Below are 15,580 nucleotides of genomic sequence, written 5' to 3'. Positions count from 1 at the left end.
AACCTCAAGCGGGCCGCCTTCACGTCTATGAACATCGACGGAACCTTTGATATCAGCGCCGCCGTCATCTTTGAGCCATAAATAAGCTGGAATAGCCATTTTCTTAAAACTCCATTTAAGGAAAATCTCATAAAATCCTTTCACTTTAATCACTTACGTGACAAATTCACGCTATCGCTTACTAAATCACCCGTCAATTTTTGCTCAGCATTGATATAAAACGATTTGCAATTTCTTTGATGCAAATAAAAAAAGGCCGGAATAATCCGGCCTTCATGTCTAAATATTGTTACTTAATCAGTCATCGAATAATCCGGGCTGTTCCACTTTTCCACGTCCGGACCGGGCGCTGATTAATCGCTAAAAAATGTTGCACTGCGCACAGCCTCGTTTACGGCCTGGGTCAGACGACGCAACTGATCGGGCTGAATAATGTACGGCGGCATCAGATAGATCAGTTTGCCAAACGGTCGTACCCACACGCCCTGTTCAACAAAGAACTTCTGTAACGCCGCCATATTCACCGGATGCGTGGTTTCGATCACACCGATGGCGCCGAGTACGCGCACGTCGGCTACCCAACTGGAGTCTGCCGCCGGGGCGAGTTCTGTCCGCAGTTGCGCTTCAATAGCCGCTACCTGTGAGCGCCACTCACCGGTTTCGAGTAACGACAGGCTGGCGGAGGCGACGGCGCAGGCCAGCGGATTACCCATAAAGGTTGGACCGTGCATGAAGCATCCGGCCTCACCGTTGCTGATGGTTTCCGCGACCTGACGCGTGGTCAGGGTGGCGGAAAGGGTCATGGTTCCGCCGGTTAACGCTTTGCCCAGACACAAAATGTCTGGAGTTATGTTGGCGTGTTCACAGGCAAAAAGCTTGCCTGTACGACCAAATCCGGTGGCGATTTCATCGGCAATCAGCAGGATACCTTCACGGTCGCACATCTTACGGATGCGCTTTAACCATTCGGGATGATACATGCGCATGCCGCCAGCGCCCTGCACAATCGGCTCAAGGATCACCGCCGCAATCTCGTGGCGATGCGCGGCCATCAGGCGGGCAAAAGGCACCATATCCAGTTCGTCCCACTCGCCGTCCATGCGGCTTTGCGGGGCGGGCGCAAACAGGTTCTCCGGCAGATAACCCTTCCACAGACTGTGCATCGAGTTGTCGGGATCGCAGACCGACATCGCGCCGAAGGTATCGCCGTGATAACCGTTTCGAAATGTCAGGAAACGCTGACGGGATTCGCCTTTGGCCTGCCAGTATTGCAGCGCCATTTTCATTGCTACTTCTACGGCGACCGAACCTGAATCCGCGAGAAAAACGCACTCCAGCGCCTCTGGCGTCATCGCCACCAACTGGCGGCACAGCGCAATGGCCGGGGCATGGGTAATGCCGCCAAACATCACATGTGACATGGCATCAATCTGCGTTTTCATCGCGGCGTTCAGCTGTGAGTGATTGTAACCGTGGATCGCCGCCCACCAGGATGACATGCCGTCTATCAGCCTCTCACCGCTGGCTAAAATCAGTTCGCAACCTTCGGCACGCGCCACCGGATAAACCGGTAACGGGGAGGTCATGGAGGTGTAAGGGTGCCAGATATGGCGTTGGTCAAACGCAAGATCGTCCGTTGTCATAATCGACTTGTAAACCAAATTAAAAAGATTTAGGTTTACGAGTCTACACCAAACTCATAACGAAACGTATACCAATATGGCTCATTCTTCTCGCTGGACAATGTCGCAAGTCACCGAATTATTTGAAAAACCGCTGTTGGATCTGCTGTTTGAAGCGCAGCAGGTTCACCGTCAGCACTTTGATCCGCGGCAGGTTCAGGTCAGTACGCTGCTGTCGATTAAGACCGGTGCCTGCCCGGAAGACTGCAAATACTGCCCGCAAAGCTCCCGCTATAAAACCGGTCTGGAAACGGAACGTTTGATGGAGGTTGAACAGGTACTGGACTCTGCGCGTAAAGCGAAACAGGCCGGTTCAACGCGGTTTTGCATGGGCGCGGCGTGGAAGAATCCACACGAACGCGACATGCCTTACCTGGAACAGATGGTTCAGGGCGTAAAAGAACTGGGGCTGGAAGCGTGTATGACGCTGGGTACGCTGAACGAAAATCAGGCCCAGCGGCTGGCTAATGCGGGTCTGGACTACTACAACCATAACCTCGACACCTCGCCGGAATTCTACGGCAATATCATCACAACCCGTTCGTACCAGGAGCGCCTGGATACGCTGGATAAAGTGCGTGAGGCGGGCATTAAAGTTTGCTCCGGCGGGATTGTGGGACTGGGGGAAACGGTGACCGACCGTGCGGGTCTGTTGCTGCAATTAGCGAATCTGCCAACGCCGCCAGAAAGCGTGCCGATCAACATGCTGGTGAAAGTGAAAGGCACGCCGCTTGCCGATAATGACGATGTGGATGCCTTTGATTTTATTCGTACTATCGCCGTGGCGCGGATCATGATGCCGACTTCATATGTCCGTCTTTCAGCCGGACGCGAGCAGATGAACGAACAAACCCAGGCGATGTGCTTTATGGCCGGGGCTAACTCGATTTTCTACGGCTGCAAACTGCTGACCACGCCGAACCCGAACGAAGATAAGGATTTGCTGTTGTTTCGCAAACTGGGTCTCAATCCGCAGCAAACGGCGGTGCTGGCGGGTGATAACGAACAGCAGCAACGCCTGGAGCAGGCGCTGCGTACCCCAGATACCGACGAATACTACAACGCGGCAACCGTATGACCTGGCAGCAAAAAATAGACGATGCGTTAACGGCGCGTCGTCGTGCTGATGCGTTGCGTCGGCGCTATGCGGTGACGCAGGGTGCCGGTCGCTGGCTGCAGGCCGACGGTCGCCAATACCTGAATTTTTCCAGCAACGACTACCTTGGCTTAAGCCACCATCCGCATATTATCTGCGCGTGGCAGCAAGGCGCTGAGCGTTTTGGCGTCGGCAGCGGCGGCTCGGGTCATGTCAGCGGTTATTCCGTTGCTCATCAGGCGTTGGAGGATGAGCTGGCGCAATGGCTCGGCTATTCACGGGCGCTACTGTTTATCTCCGGTTTTGCCGCTAATCAGGCGGTTATTGCCGCGCTGATGGGCAAAGAGGACCGGATTGTTGCTGACCGGCTCAGCCATGCCTCACTGCTGGAAGCTGCCAGCCTTAGCCCTGCCGTGCTACGTCGCTTTATCCATAACGATCCCCAACATCTGGAACGTCTGCTGACCACCCCCTGTCCGGGGCAACAACTCGTGGTCACTGAAGGTGTGTTCAGCATGGATGGCGATAGCGCACCGCTGGCGGAAATTCACGCGGTAGCAGAGCGGCAGGGCGCGTGGTTGCTGGTGGATGATGCGCACGGGATTGGCGTGAGCGGTGAGGAAGGGCGCGGTTCGTGCTCCCGACAGCAGGTGAAACCCGAGCTGTTAGTGGTCACGTTTGGCAAAGGGTTTGGCGTCAGCGGCGCGGCAATCTTGTGCTCAGACAGCGTGGCCGATTATCTGCTGCAGTTTGCCCGTCATCTGATCTACAGCACCAGTATGCCTCCGGCGCAGGCCCAGGCCTTGCGCGCCGCGCTGGAGGTGATCCGCAGCCGCGAAGGCGATGAGCGCAGAGAAAAACTGGCGATGCTGATCCGGCGTTTTCGCGCTGGGGTGAATACGCCGGACTTAACGCTGGCGCAGTCCGACAGCGCCATTCAGCCACTGATCGTGGGCGACAATCATAAAGCCTTGCAGCTGGCGGAGGCATTACGTCAACAGGGATGCTGGGTGACGGCTATTCGCCCACCGACGGTGCCGGTTGGTACGGCCAGGCTGCGGCTTACGCTGACCCAGGCGCATGAAGTCCAGGATATCGATCGCTTACTGGAGGTGCTGCATGGCGCAGGTCAATAAGCAGGCGATTGCTGCCGCGTTTGGTCGTGCGGCTACTCACTATGAGCAACACGCGGAACTCCAGCGTCAGAGCGCCGATGCGTTACTGGCGCGACTCGATGGTCGGGCATTCTCTCAGGTTTTAGATGCGGGCTGCGGACCCGGGCGTATGAGCCGTTACTGGCGGGAGCAGGGGAGCGAGGTCTGCGCGCTGGATCTGTCGGCGCAAATGCTGACTGAAGCACAGCGTCACGATGTCGCCCATCGTTATTTGCTGGCGGATATTGAAGCCATTCCGCAGGTTGCTGCTACTTTCGACCTGGCCTGGAGCAATCTGGCCGTACAGTGGTGCAGCGATCTGCGCGGCGCGTTACGCGAGCTTTACCGGGTGGTGCGTCCTGGCGGGACGGTGGCGTTTAGTACCCTGGCGCAGGGGTCAATGCCGGAACTTCGTCAGGCGTGGCGAGCGGTTGATGAGCGGGAGCACGCCAATCGTTTTTTGCCCGTGGAGCAACTGGAAAACGCCCTGCATGGGTGGGACGTTGAATACCAGTCTCATGCCGTCACGCTGTGGTTTGACGATGCGCTGAGCGCCATGCGCTCGCTGAAGGGCATTGGCGCGACGCATTTGCATGATGGCCGCGAGCCGCGCGTCCTCACCCGCTCACAGTTGCGCCAGCTACAGCTAGCCTGGCCCTGCCAGCAGGGGAAATATCCGCTGACCTATCATCTATTTTTGGGAGTGATTCAACGTGACTAACACTTTTTTTGTCACCGGGACGGATACCGAAGTGGGGAAAACTATCGCCAGCTGCGCGTTGCTACAGGCGGCGGGGCAGAGGGGATTGCGAACCGTCGGCTATAAGCCAGTGGCGTCGGGTAGTGAAATGACGGTTGAAGGTCTGCGCAATAGCGATGCCCTGGCATTACAGCGCAACAGCGTTGTGACGGTGGACTATGCGGCTATCAACCCCTATACCTTCGCGGAACCTACCTCACCGCATATCATCAGCGCGGACGAAGGTCGCCCCATTCAGGCCTCAGTAATGTCTGCGGGTTTACGCTCGCTGGAACAACAGGCTGACTGGGTGCTGGTGGAAGGTGCCGGAGGGTGGTTTACGCCGCTTTCGCCAACGCTGAGTTTTGCTGACTGGGTGAAAACAGAGCAGCTGCCGGTTATTCTGGTGGTTGGCGTTAAGCTCGGCTGCATCAACCACGCTGTGCTGACCGCCCAGGCGGTGCAGCAGGCCGGGCTGACGCTTGCCGGATGGGTCGCCAATGATGTGACGCCACCTGGCAAGCGTCATGCTGAATATATGGCAACGCTCAGGCGTGTGCTTGCGGCTCCGCTGCTGGGGGAAATTCCCTGGCTGGCAGAAGAGCCGGAGCGGGCATCGACAGGACGTTATATCGATCTTAGCGTTTTGTCTGTAGCGCCCCCCAGTCGGTGATTAGCGGGTTGCTGAGCTGTGTGATTTGCCCCTGAGCCACGTTGCGCCCACGGTGTAACAGGCAGTAGCAGTCAGCGACCCGACGAATAAACGGCAGGCTCTGCTCCGCGAGCATTATGGCGATGCCGAGCTCCTGGCTTAACCTTACCACCAGGTTCCCCAGCTTGTGGATATATGCCTGGCCACTTCCCCGCGTGGGCTCATCGAGGATCAGCAGGCGCGGGCGTGTGACCAGCGCGCTGGCGAGCGCAAGCTGGTGCTGATCATCTTCCGATAATGCCGCCCCTTTGGCCTGACGCAGTACGAACAACTGCGGAAACAGGCGGTAAATATCACTGCTGTTCATCGTTTCGCTTTCCTCAACCGCCTGGCGCGCAATATGCAGATTTTCCTCTACCGTCAATTGCGAAAAAATCCGTCTCTCTTGTGAAACGTAGTTAATGCCCAGCGCGATGCGATTTGCCGCCGGAATGGGACTCAGGTCGCGCGGTGGTGCGCCAGCCTGATGCCAGAACATGGTGCCGCTTTCGATCGGTAAATTGCCGATAATGCAATTGGTCAGTGTAGTCTTTCCCATCCCTGGAAGCCCCAACACACCGGTACATTTACCGGGCAGCAGGTCGAGATCCACATCCCATAGGGAGTGTTGATTACCGTAATAATGATTCACTGCGCGAAGACTCAACATAGATTCCTCCAGCATGATGCTATCCGCCCCACGTACAGGTCGTCGGAAGAAAATTGCAATTCTCTTGCCAGAAGAGGGATTGGGGTCAAAAAACAGCAGGAGAGTGTGCCGCGCAGGCGGTAACGTCTGGCTGGCCGGAGGGCTGGCGTTGTTTTGTGCACATTGCCAGTGCCTGGCGGTGTCGTAATGGTGCAGGCAAGAAAATGATGAAAATGCGAGCAAGATCCCGGCCATTCCAGGCCGTTTCGTTAGCTGATAAATATCAAAAAATAGCGATAAATTTTTTTTATCCCTCCGGAAAAGGGAGTGAGGGCGTTTTTGCCAGGCTACAGTCCATACGGGCTGGAGGCAGTTATCCACTATTCCTGTGGATAACCTTGTGTATTAGAGTTAGAAAACACAATGTAAGCGAGAGAAGACGCGGCCTGCGACTAAATTGATGCGAAAGACGGCTCGGGATAATAGTCATTAAATTACAGAATCTTAGATAAAATCAATGGCTGTCGCAGAAGTGTCATGCGTTGCCACAAAACTTTCATCGGGCAGCTTGACAAATGTTAAAAAAGTCATTGCTTTGGGGATAACACGTTTTTGCTGGTGTTTTATCTTGTCTGAGCCCAAATTTTAGCCTGCGGTCACGGTCATTCTGATGGCGTATCAGAAATATTCTGGTGCGTTACTGTTTTTTCATCCAGTATATTTTACTGGCAAAATATACGACTGCGAGTAAAATTACACACCTGCCCGCCCATTGCTTCAGGTAGCTGCTCATGAGTAAACCGTTCAAACTAAATTCCGCTTTTAAACCCTCTGGCGATCAGCCTGAGGCTATTCGCCGTCTGGAAGAAGGGCTGGAGGATGGTCTGGCGCATCAGACGCTGCTGGGGGTGACGGGCTCGGGGAAGACATTCACCATCGCTAACGTAATTGCGGACTTGCAGCGGCCTACCATGGTGCTGGCTCCCAATAAGACGCTGGCCGCGCAGTTGTACGGTGAGATGAAAGAGTTCTTCCCGGATAACGCGGTGGAGTATTTCGTCTCCTACTACGACTATTATCAACCGGAAGCCTACGTACCAAGTTCTGACACCTTCATCGAGAAGGATGCCTCGGTTAACGAACATATTGAGCAGATGCGTCTGTCGGCGACCAAAGCGCTGCTGGAACGTCGGGATGTCGTCGTCGTCGCGTCAGTTTCCGCTATCTATGGTTTGGGCGATCCGGATCTGTATCTGAAAATGATGCTGCATCTGACGGTGGGGATGATTATCGACCAGCGTGCGATCCTGCGCCGCCTGGCGGAACTGCAATATACCCGCAACGATCAGGCATTTCAGCGCGGAACCTTCCGCGTGCGTGGTGAAGTGATCGACATTTTCCCGGCTGAATCCGACGACATTGCGCTGCGCGTGGAACTGTTTGATGAAGAGGTCGAACGTTTATCGCTGTTTGACCCGCTTACCGGGCAGGTTGAATCCACGATTTCGCGCTACACCATCTATCCTAAAACGCACTACGTGACGCCGCGCGAACGTATCGTGCAGGCGATGGAAGAAATCAAAGTGGAGCTGGCAGAGCGGCGTAAGGTCCTGCTGGCAAATAACAAACTGCTGGAAGAACAGCGGCTAAGTCAACGTACGCAGTTCGATCTGGAAATGATGAATGAGCTGGGTTACTGCTCGGGGATTGAAAACTACTCCCGCTATCTGTCCGGGCGTGGCCCCGGCGAGCCGCCGCCGACGCTGTTTGATTACCTGCCTGCCGACGGCCTGCTGGTGGTGGATGAATCCCACGTCACTATCCCGCAAATTGGCGGTATGTATCGTGGTGACCGGGCGCGTAAAGAGACTCTGGTCGAATACGGATTCCGTCTACCGTCGGCGCTGGATAACCGTCCGCTTAAATTTGAAGAGTTTGAAGCGCTGGCCCCGCAGACCATCTACGTCTCAGCGACGCCGGGCAACTATGAGCTGGAGAAATCCGGTGATGACGTCGTCGATCAGGTAGTACGACCGACCGGCCTGCTGGATCCGATCATTGAGGTACGCCCGGTGGCGACGCAGGTTGACGATCTGCTGTCTGAGATCCGCATCCGTGCGGCGATTAACGAACGTGTGCTGGTCACTACGCTCACGAAACGGATGGCAGAGGATCTCACCGAATACCTTGAAGAGCACGGTGAGCGGGTGCGCTATCTGCACTCAGACATCGATACCGTGGAACGTATGGAAATCATTCGTGACCTGCGTCTGGGCGAGTTTGACGTGCTGGTGGGTATCAACCTGTTACGTGAGGGTCTGGACATGCCTGAGGTCTCACTGGTGGCGATTCTGGACGCAGACAAAGAAGGGTTCCTGCGTTCTGAACGTTCGCTTATTCAGACCATCGGCCGTGCGGCGCGTAATATCAACGGGAAGGCTATTCTCTACGGTGACAAAATTACCGCCTCAATGGCTAAGGCGATAGGTGAAACTGAACGCCGTCGTGAGAAACAGCAGCTCTACAACGAAGAACACGGTATTACGCCGCAGGGGCTGAACAAGAAAGTGGTCGATATTCTGGCGCTGGGTCAGAATATTGCGAAGACTAAGGCGAAAGGCAAAGGGAAGTCACGCGCAGGCGCGAAGTCTGAAATTGTCGAACTGGATATGACGCCAAAAGCGCTGCAGCAGAAGATTCATGAGCTGGAAGGGCAGATGATGCAGCATGCGCAGAATCTTGAATTTGAAGAGGCTGCGACAATCCGCGACCAGTTGCATCAGCTGCGCGAGTTGTTTATCGCGGCATCGTAAGATTGTTTCCACTTTCCAATTCGCCATCGCGTAAATGCCATGGCGATTGGAAAAATACAGAATGTATTATCATTTATAATTATATTATTCGTTTTTCTATTGCCATTTATAATTCTTAAAATTAATGCACTCACTCTAATTGATTCTTTGCTGAATTGATTTTTGTTTTTCAGCTTTGTGAATCTCATCGTTTTATTCTTTACATTTCTGACGATTCTTTCAGCATTTTGGCAGCAAGCAAAAGGCTGTCATTGTTCCTTTTTTTTATAATTGTCCTGTTATAGAAATTTCCCTGACGAAAATATAAAGGAAAATTATGAAAGAGATAATATGCAATTACGCTGAGAATGATTATGCCGTTCAGGACGCCATGATATGTTCTGGAGTTGGTGAACAACACCAGAAAAATTTTGGTGCAGTCAGCCCTCCGCTAGTAAAAACCAGTCTGTTTGTGCAGCAGAGCTATCAGCAATACTGTGATGATATGCAGCACGAAGCTGAACGTTACATCTATTCCCGGGGGCTTAACCCAACAACGGAACTGTTAGAGCATAAACTGGCAGCGTTGGAGCGTGGCGCGGCCTGCAAAGTTTTTGGATCGGGCATGGGCGCGATAAGCGCAACATTGTTTGGCCTGCTGAAAAGTGGTGACCATATTATTCTGGTGAATAATGTTTATGGTCCAACAGTTGTGCTGGTGAAGCAAATGCAACAACGCTTTGGTATTGACTATGACATTGTTCTCAGTGGCGATGTCGAGGATATTCGGCAGAAAATAAAGCCGAATACTCGCATGATATACACGGAATCCCCAGGAACAATGACCATGCGAGTTGTGGATCTGCAGATGATAGCAGAGTTGGCGAAAGAGAATAATATTATTACTGCCATTGATAATACATGGGCTACGCCACTCTTCCAAAAGCCATTGACTCTTGGTTTCGATTTAGTGCTCCACTCTTGTACTAAATATATCGGCGGTCACAGTGATTTAACGGCGGGTGCTGTGGTAGGCGCAAAAGTCTATCTTGATATTATTCGTGATTTTTCACATCAGCTTCTTGGCGCAGTGCTGGCCCCGGATAGTGCATGGCTAGTGATTCGCGGTTTACGAACGTTGCCGCTGCGCATGAGACAACATCAGAATAATACCTATGCAATTCTTACTTTTCTCAATAGCAGAGCAGAGGTTGAGAATATCTGTCACCCCCTTATGGCAGATGCAAAACAACGTGAAATTGTTTCACAACAAATGTTTGGTACTTCTGGTCTCATTAGTTTTGAACTTAAAGATGGCAGTTTTGAAAAAGTTAAAGCCATTATTGATAGTTGTAGAATTTTCAAACCGGGGTGCAGTTGGGGGGGATATGAAAGCCTGATTATTTCTCCAAATCGCGGTTATAACCAGGATGTAATATGCAAAGATGGGATGGCGCCTGGTTTAATTAGGATTTCAATTGGACAGGAATCTCCAGAGATGTTAATTGCGGACTTAGAGAATGCGTTTGATTCTATAAAAACATATTAATAGCGGGAAAATAACATGGTAAGCACAAATAAGCAACCGAGCTTTTATGCAGCATTGATGTTATTAGTGGCTATTTTCCTGGTTTTCTTTATAGGTATTGGGGTTTTAAATTACCCAGTTGAATTTATCTTAATTGTTATTACGATTATTACAGGTTTTTTTGCCAGATACTATGGCGCGGGCTGGAAGGAAATTCTCCAGACTTTTATAGAAAAAATAAAAGATGCCGTCCCTGCAATGTTAATTCTACTGTCGATCGGTATGTTGATTGGATGCTGGATGGTTAGTGGTACCATTCCGTTAATGGTCTATTATGGCCTGGAAATTATCAACCCAGCTTACTTATATCTTACAGCTTTTTTAGTGACGGTTTGCATCTCGACATTTACAGGCACTTCATGGGGTTCCGCAGGAACAATTGGTGTGGCGTTGGTTGCCGTTGCGTCGGCGATGAATGTGTCATTGCCGATTACTGCTGGAGCCGTTATCTCCGGTGCCTATTTTGGTGATAAATTATCTCCTTTATCAGATACCACAAACATGGCCGCGTTAGCTGCGGGGGCTGAGCTTTATCAAAGTATTAGAAATATGTTGTATACATCGGTTCCTGCTTTTTTGTTTGCCTGCCTGGGGTTTTATATCGCGGGGTTAGATTTAAATGTGGTAAATTCAATCCAACTAGATACTATCCCGGTCATGAAAAAAGCGCTAAACTCATTATTCTGGCTTAACCCTTTATTAATATTACCGACATTGCTGGTCTTTATTGGTGCGATAAAAAAATGGGATACCATTATTGTTTTGATCGCATCTTCTTTTTTTGCTCTGGCAATATGCGCAATTTTTCAGCCGTTTACCATGATGGACCTCGTTCAAGCATCGATTAATGGCTTTAATACCAATATGATCAGCAATTTTTCAGATGTCGCGATGAATGAATCTACGACTAAAAATATTAATATATTGCTTAATCGTGGCGGTATGTATTCAATGGTTAGCCCAATTGTGGTTATGCTTTGTGCATTTATGTTCGCTTCGGCACTTGATGTTTCTGGTGGCCTTAATGTACTGCTTGGGCGACTGGTTCAGAAATTAAAAACGGTGACCAGTACTTTGTTGGCGACAATGTTCACAAGTTCTTTATTAGTTGCCTGCACTGGCAATGCAGTCATCAGTTTCTTTCTGGTGAAGAATATTTATGATCCTTGTTTTAAAAACAAAAAATTGCATATGGTTAATATGTCCCGATCAATGGAGTCTGGAGCCACGCTACTAGAAGGGCTTTTCCCTTGGACAATATCTGGTATGTTCATGGCGAAAACGCTGGGGGTGGCGACGCTGGATTATGCACCCTGGGTTTTGTTCAATTTAAGTTGCCTGGTTATGGCCGTATTCTTTGCCATTCTTGCCCGGTGGTCTAATTTTGGCACAAGATACGAAGAGCCAATATCCGCCGAGCAGGTACCTGTGCTGAGAGGTTAATGCAGTAAGCTACAAGTACAATCCTCGTTACGATGAGGATTGTATGCTAATCACGCACTTGGTATTACCCCAGCGCCTGTACCGCTTTCTCCAGCGCGTAATGCAATAGCTGGCGGTCATGGCGGTAGGGAATGTCGCTGGCTTCCAGCACTTCCTGAATAACAACGCGGTCGGTAACGGTGGATACATCCACTTTCGGGCCTACAACCACCGCATCAATCACTTTCCTGCCAACGTACTGTTCAATGATTGCCAGCTTATCGTTAAGCGTCAGGCTGGCTGCTGGCAGGCTTAATTCACGACCCAGATTGCCGATGTAGACCATTGGGGCAGGTGTGCGACGTAATGCCTGCGCCAATTCGTCGAGCAGCAGGAGCGGCATCAGGCTGGTGTAAAAACTGCCGGGTCCGATCAAAATCAAATCCGCTTCGGCGATAGCTTCAACTGCCTCCCGCGTGGTGGGGACTTTTGGCGACAGCATCAGTTCCTGAGGCGGGATGGTGAGCTGATCGATATTCACTTCGCCATAGACTTCATGTCCCTGATCGTCGATAGCCATCAGATCCACCGGCAGCTCCGACATCGGAATTAAATGCGCGTCAACTTTCAGCAGACTACGAATTAAATTGATGGCTTCCAGAGGCCGCACACTGAGGTGATCGAGCGCCTTTAACATCAGATTTCCGAGGTTATGCCCGGAAAGCTCACCATTACCGCCAAAACGATACTCAAACATGGCGGATGCAACGCTGGGTTGAGTAATTAACTGGTTCAGACAGTTACGCATGTCTCCCCAGGCAATCCCTCCTTCAGAGCGACGAATACGACCTGTCGACCCGCCGTTATCGGTCGTGGTGACGATCCCTGTCAGGCGTGAACCTAAAGGGGAAAGAGAGGAGAGAACGCGTCCCAGTCCATGCCCTCCGCCGAGAGCGACAACGCGGTCCAGATCTGCCAGCGTGCGAGTGCGCATATATTTTCCTGATATCAATTGATCGGCGCTACAGTAACGTAAATAGTGTGTTTTCAGCAATTATCCAGGCGGAATCTGACGTAATTTTTTTCTGCGATCTACTCCTTTCTGACGAGATTCACCTGCTGGCAAGATGATGTATATCAATGCAAAACTGTGGTTTTTGCTTATTCTGTAGCGAAATTGCACGATCATGTCGCTATATATGTATTTATACAGCGAAAGTGTACATGGCAAAAGCGTCATTTACACGCTAGTATCGGCATAACCACAATGTACTCTGAATAATTTGAGTTGCAGGAAGGCAGTGAGGGAGAGAATCCCCCGTAAGCGGACATAAGTACGTGACTGGGGTGAACGAATAAAGCCCACGCTTCTGCAATTTGAAGTATGACGAGAATAAACACTCTAGCCTCTGCACCTGGGTCAAATGATACGGTGCTTTGGCCGTGACAATACTTGAATAAGTTTGTCACCAGGGCGTAGGAAGAAATGACTACGTCTCCCGTATTTGGAAAGGTGTACATGGGCTCTCAACTTACCGATGCTTTCGCACGTAAGTTTTACTACTTACGTTTGTCGATTACCGATGTGTGTAACTTTCGTTGCACCTACTGCCTGCCGGATGGCTATAAGCCCGGCGGTGTCACCAATAACGGCTTTTTGACCGTTGATGAAATTCGCCGCGTTACGCGCGCGTTCGCCAGTCTGGGAACGGAAAAAGTGCGTCTGACAGGGGGCGAACCTTCATTGCGTCGCGACTTTACCGACATTATCGCCGCCGTGCGCGAAAACCACGCCATCCGTCAGATTGCGGTGACCACTAATGGTTATCGTCTGGCGCGTGATGCTGCTGCCTGGCGCGATGCCGGACTGACCGCACTTAACGTCAGCGTCGACAGCCTCGATGCCCGTCAGTTTCACGCCATTACCGGGCAGGACAAATTTCAGCAGGTGATGGCAGGCATTGACGCCGCCTTTGATGCGGGTTTTGAAAAAGTGAAAGTCAATACCGTGCTGATGCGCGACGTAAACCATCATCAACTGGACACCTTCCTGGCGTGGGTTCAGCCCCGTCCTATCCAACTACGCTTTATTGAACTGATGGAAACGGGCGAGGGCAGCTCTCTCTTCCGTAAACACCATATCTCAGGCCAGGTCCTGCGTGATGAGCTGTTGCGTCGCGGCTGGATCCACCAGATCCGACAGCGCAGCGACGGTCCGGCTCAGGTTTTCTGTCATCCTGACTATGCTGGTGAAATTGGTCTGATCATGCCTTATGAGAAAGACTTCTGCGCCACCTGCAATCGTCTGCGCGTTTCCTCTGTCGGCAAACTGCATCTGTGTTTATTTGGTGAAGGCGGCGTAAGCCTGCGTGATTTGCTGGAAGATGACGCTCAGCAGTCGGCGCTGGAAGAACGCATTTCAGCCGCGCTGCTGGAGAAAAAGCAGACTCATTTCCTGCATCAGAACAATACCGGTATTACGCAAAACTTATCTTACATTGGCGGCTGATCGCTAAAAGGAGTTTTTCATGAGTCAGGTAAGCGCTGAATTTATCCCGACACGCATTGCTATTCTTACTGTTTCCAACCGTCGCGGCGAAGAAGATGACACCTCCGGCCATTATCTGCGTGACTCGGCGCAAGAGGCGGGTCATCAGATTGTCGACAAGGCGATCGTCAAAGAGAACCGCTACGCCATTCGCGCCCAGGTTTCTGCATGGATTGCCAGTGAGGATGTGCAGGTTGTGCTCATTACAGGCGGCACGGGCTTAACCGAAGGAGACCAGGCGCCAGAAGCGCTGCAACCGCTGTTCGACAGAGAAGTCGAAGGGTTTGGTGAAGTATTCCGTATGCTGTCGTTTGAAGAGATTGGCACCGCGACGCTGCAATCCCGGGCGATTGCCGGAGTGGCCAACAAAACGCTGATTTTCGCCATGCCGGGGTCGACTAAGGCGTGTCGTACCGCATGGGAAAATATCATTGCGCCGCAGCTCGATGCCCGTACGCGTCCGTGTAATTTCCACCCACATTTGAAGAAATAAGTATGTCGCAACTGACTCATATTAACGCCGCTGGCGAAGCGCATATGGTGGATGTCTCCGCCAAAGCGGAAACCGTACGCGAGGCGCGTGCAGAAGCATTCGTGACCATGCGTAGCGAAACGCTGGCGATGATTATCGACGGCAGCCACCATAAGGGAGACGTTTTCGCCACGGCGCGTATTGCCGGTATTCAGGCCGCCAAACGGACCTGGGATCTTATCCCGCTGTGCCATCCGCTGATGTTGAGCAAGGTTGAAGTTAATCTGCACGCCGAGCCGGAACACAACCGCGTACGCATTGAAACGCTGTGTCGCCTGACCGGGAAAACCGGCGTCGAAATGGAAGCGTTAACGGCGGCCTCCGTGGCAGCGTTGACCATCTACGATATGTGCAAAGCGGTGCAAAAGGATATGGTGATTGGTCCGGTGCGTCTGCTGGCTAAAAGCGGCGGCAAATCGGGAGATTTTAAGGTGGATGCGCATGATTAAGGTTCTTTTCTTTGCTCAGGTACGGGAATTGGTGAACACGGATGCCATAGAGGTCGCCGCTGAGTTTGCAACGGTAGAAGCGCTGCGCCGGAGTCTTGCGGCAAAAAGCGATCGCTGGGCGTTGGCGCTGGAAGACGGCAAGCTGCTGGCAGCGGTAAACCAGACGCTGGTCAGTTTTGACCATCCCCTTAATGCGGGTGACGAAGTGGCTTTCTTCCCACCGGTAACCGGAGGCTAA

General features: G+C 51.9%; 14 protein-coding genes and 1 riboswitch. Of the genes, 11 read left to right on the top strand and 3 right to left on the bottom strand.

Translation table 11 applies throughout. The features are described 5' to 3' along the window. Positions 1-353 precede the first annotated feature (353 nt). The gene (gene bioA / locus OGV65_RS14445; protein ID WP_286455101.1) at positions 354-1,643 is read right to left on the bottom strand and encodes an adenosylmethionine--8-amino-7-oxononanoate transaminase; all 1,290 of its coding nucleotides are present in this window, start codon (positions 1,641-1,643) and stop codon (positions 354-356) included. 76 nt (positions 1,644-1,719) lie between these two features. Between bioA and bioB the strand changes: the two genes are divergently transcribed. Genes bioB through bioD form a run of 4 tightly spaced genes read left to right on the top strand, consistent with a single transcriptional unit; the run spans position 1,720 to position 5,344 of the window. Continuing rightward, positions 1,720-2,760 carry a biotin synthase BioB gene (bioB, locus tag OGV65_RS14440; RefSeq protein WP_029139462.1) on the top strand — a complete coding sequence of 347 codons (1,041 nt, stop codon included), beginning with the start codon at positions 1,720-1,722 and terminating at the stop codon, positions 2,758-2,760. Next, a complete protein-coding gene (gene bioF, locus OGV65_RS14435; protein WP_286455100.1) occupies positions 2,757-3,914 on the top strand; it encodes an 8-amino-7-oxononanoate synthase in 1,158 nt (385 codons plus the stop codon). Before bioB ends, bioF begins: the two co-directional genes overlap by 4 nt. Then, positions 3,898-4,653 (top strand): malonyl-ACP O-methyltransferase BioC, encoded by a 756-nt coding sequence (bioC, locus tag OGV65_RS14430; protein WP_181632741.1) that lies wholly within the window; start codon positions 3,898-3,900, stop codon positions 4,651-4,653. Before bioF ends, bioC begins: the two co-directional genes overlap by 17 nt. Beyond that, positions 4,646-5,344: a dethiobiotin synthase gene (gene bioD / locus OGV65_RS14425; RefSeq protein ID WP_286455099.1), complete on the top strand. Its 699-nt coding sequence runs from the start codon at positions 4,646-4,648 to the stop codon at positions 5,342-5,344. The genes bioC and bioD overlap by 8 nt, the downstream gene beginning before the upstream one ends. Here bioD and OGV65_RS14420 read toward each other — a convergent pair. Continuing rightward, the gene (locus tag OGV65_RS14420) at positions 5,310-6,032 is read right to left on the bottom strand and encodes an ATP-binding cassette domain-containing protein (protein ID WP_047359446.1); all 723 of its coding nucleotides are present in this window, start codon (positions 6,030-6,032) and stop codon (positions 5,310-5,312) included. The two genes, bioD and OGV65_RS14420, sit on opposite strands and share 35 nt — an antisense overlap. A gap of 770 nt (positions 6,033-6,802) precedes the next feature. Between OGV65_RS14420 and uvrB the strand changes: the two genes are divergently transcribed. The 3 genes from uvrB (at position 6,803) to nhaC (ending at position 11,834) form a co-directional block, all read left to right on the top strand. After that, the gene (uvrB, locus tag OGV65_RS14415) at positions 6,803-8,824 is read left to right on the top strand and encodes an excinuclease ABC subunit UvrB (protein ID WP_016152344.1); all 2,022 of its coding nucleotides are present in this window, start codon (positions 6,803-6,805) and stop codon (positions 8,822-8,824) included. 316 nt (positions 8,825-9,140) lie between these two features. Further along, complete coding sequence (locus OGV65_RS14410; protein ID WP_047501285.1) at positions 9,141-10,352, top strand: trans-sulfuration enzyme family protein; 1,212 nt, start codon at positions 9,141-9,143, stop codon at positions 10,350-10,352. A gap of 15 nt (positions 10,353-10,367) precedes the next feature. Continuing rightward, positions 10,368-11,834, top strand: coding sequence for a Na+/H+ antiporter NhaC (gene nhaC / locus OGV65_RS14405; protein WP_286455098.1), 1,467 nt, complete (start codon positions 10,368-10,370; stop codon positions 11,832-11,834). A 64-nt stretch (positions 11,835-11,898) separates the two neighbouring features. Here nhaC and yvcK read toward each other — a convergent pair whose 3' ends face one another. Then, positions 11,899-12,807: a uridine diphosphate-N-acetylglucosamine-binding protein YvcK gene (gene yvcK, locus OGV65_RS14400; RefSeq protein WP_016152345.1), complete on the bottom strand. Its 909-nt coding sequence runs from the start codon at positions 12,805-12,807 to the stop codon at positions 11,899-11,901. A 392-nt stretch (positions 12,808-13,199) separates the two neighbouring features. Further along, positions 13,200-13,345: riboswitch (molybdenum cofactor riboswitch) on the top strand. On the opposite strand from yvcK, the gene moaA reads away from it, so the two are divergent. The 4 genes from moaA to moaD all read left to right on the top strand — a co-directional run bounded on the left by moaA (position 13,333) and on the right by moaD (position 15,580). After that, the gene (gene moaA, locus OGV65_RS14395; protein WP_016152346.1) at positions 13,333-14,322 is read left to right on the top strand and encodes a GTP 3',8-cyclase MoaA; all 990 of its coding nucleotides are present in this window, start codon (positions 13,333-13,335) and stop codon (positions 14,320-14,322) included. Its footprint overlaps the riboswitch before it by 13 nt. A gap of 19 nt (positions 14,323-14,341) precedes the next feature. Then, the gene (gene moaB, locus OGV65_RS14390) at positions 14,342-14,854 is read left to right on the top strand and encodes a molybdenum cofactor biosynthesis protein B (RefSeq protein WP_016152347.1); all 513 of its coding nucleotides are present in this window, start codon (positions 14,342-14,344) and stop codon (positions 14,852-14,854) included. A 2-nt stretch (positions 14,855-14,856) separates the two neighbouring features. Then, positions 14,857-15,342: a cyclic pyranopterin monophosphate synthase MoaC gene (gene moaC, locus OGV65_RS14385; RefSeq protein ID WP_003035188.1), complete on the top strand. Its 486-nt coding sequence runs from the start codon at positions 14,857-14,859 to the stop codon at positions 15,340-15,342. Beyond that, a complete protein-coding gene (gene moaD / locus OGV65_RS14380; RefSeq protein WP_016152348.1) occupies positions 15,335-15,580 on the top strand; it encodes a molybdopterin synthase sulfur carrier subunit in 246 nt (81 codons plus the stop codon). The genes moaC and moaD overlap by 8 nt, the downstream gene beginning before the upstream one ends.

Origin of the sequence: Citrobacter sp. Cb004, from assembly GCF_030337065.1 — a bacterium.
Lineage (GTDB): Bacteria > Pseudomonadota > Gammaproteobacteria > Enterobacterales > Enterobacteriaceae > Citrobacter > Citrobacter braakii.
This window is presented reverse-complemented; position numbering and strand designations above follow the sequence as displayed.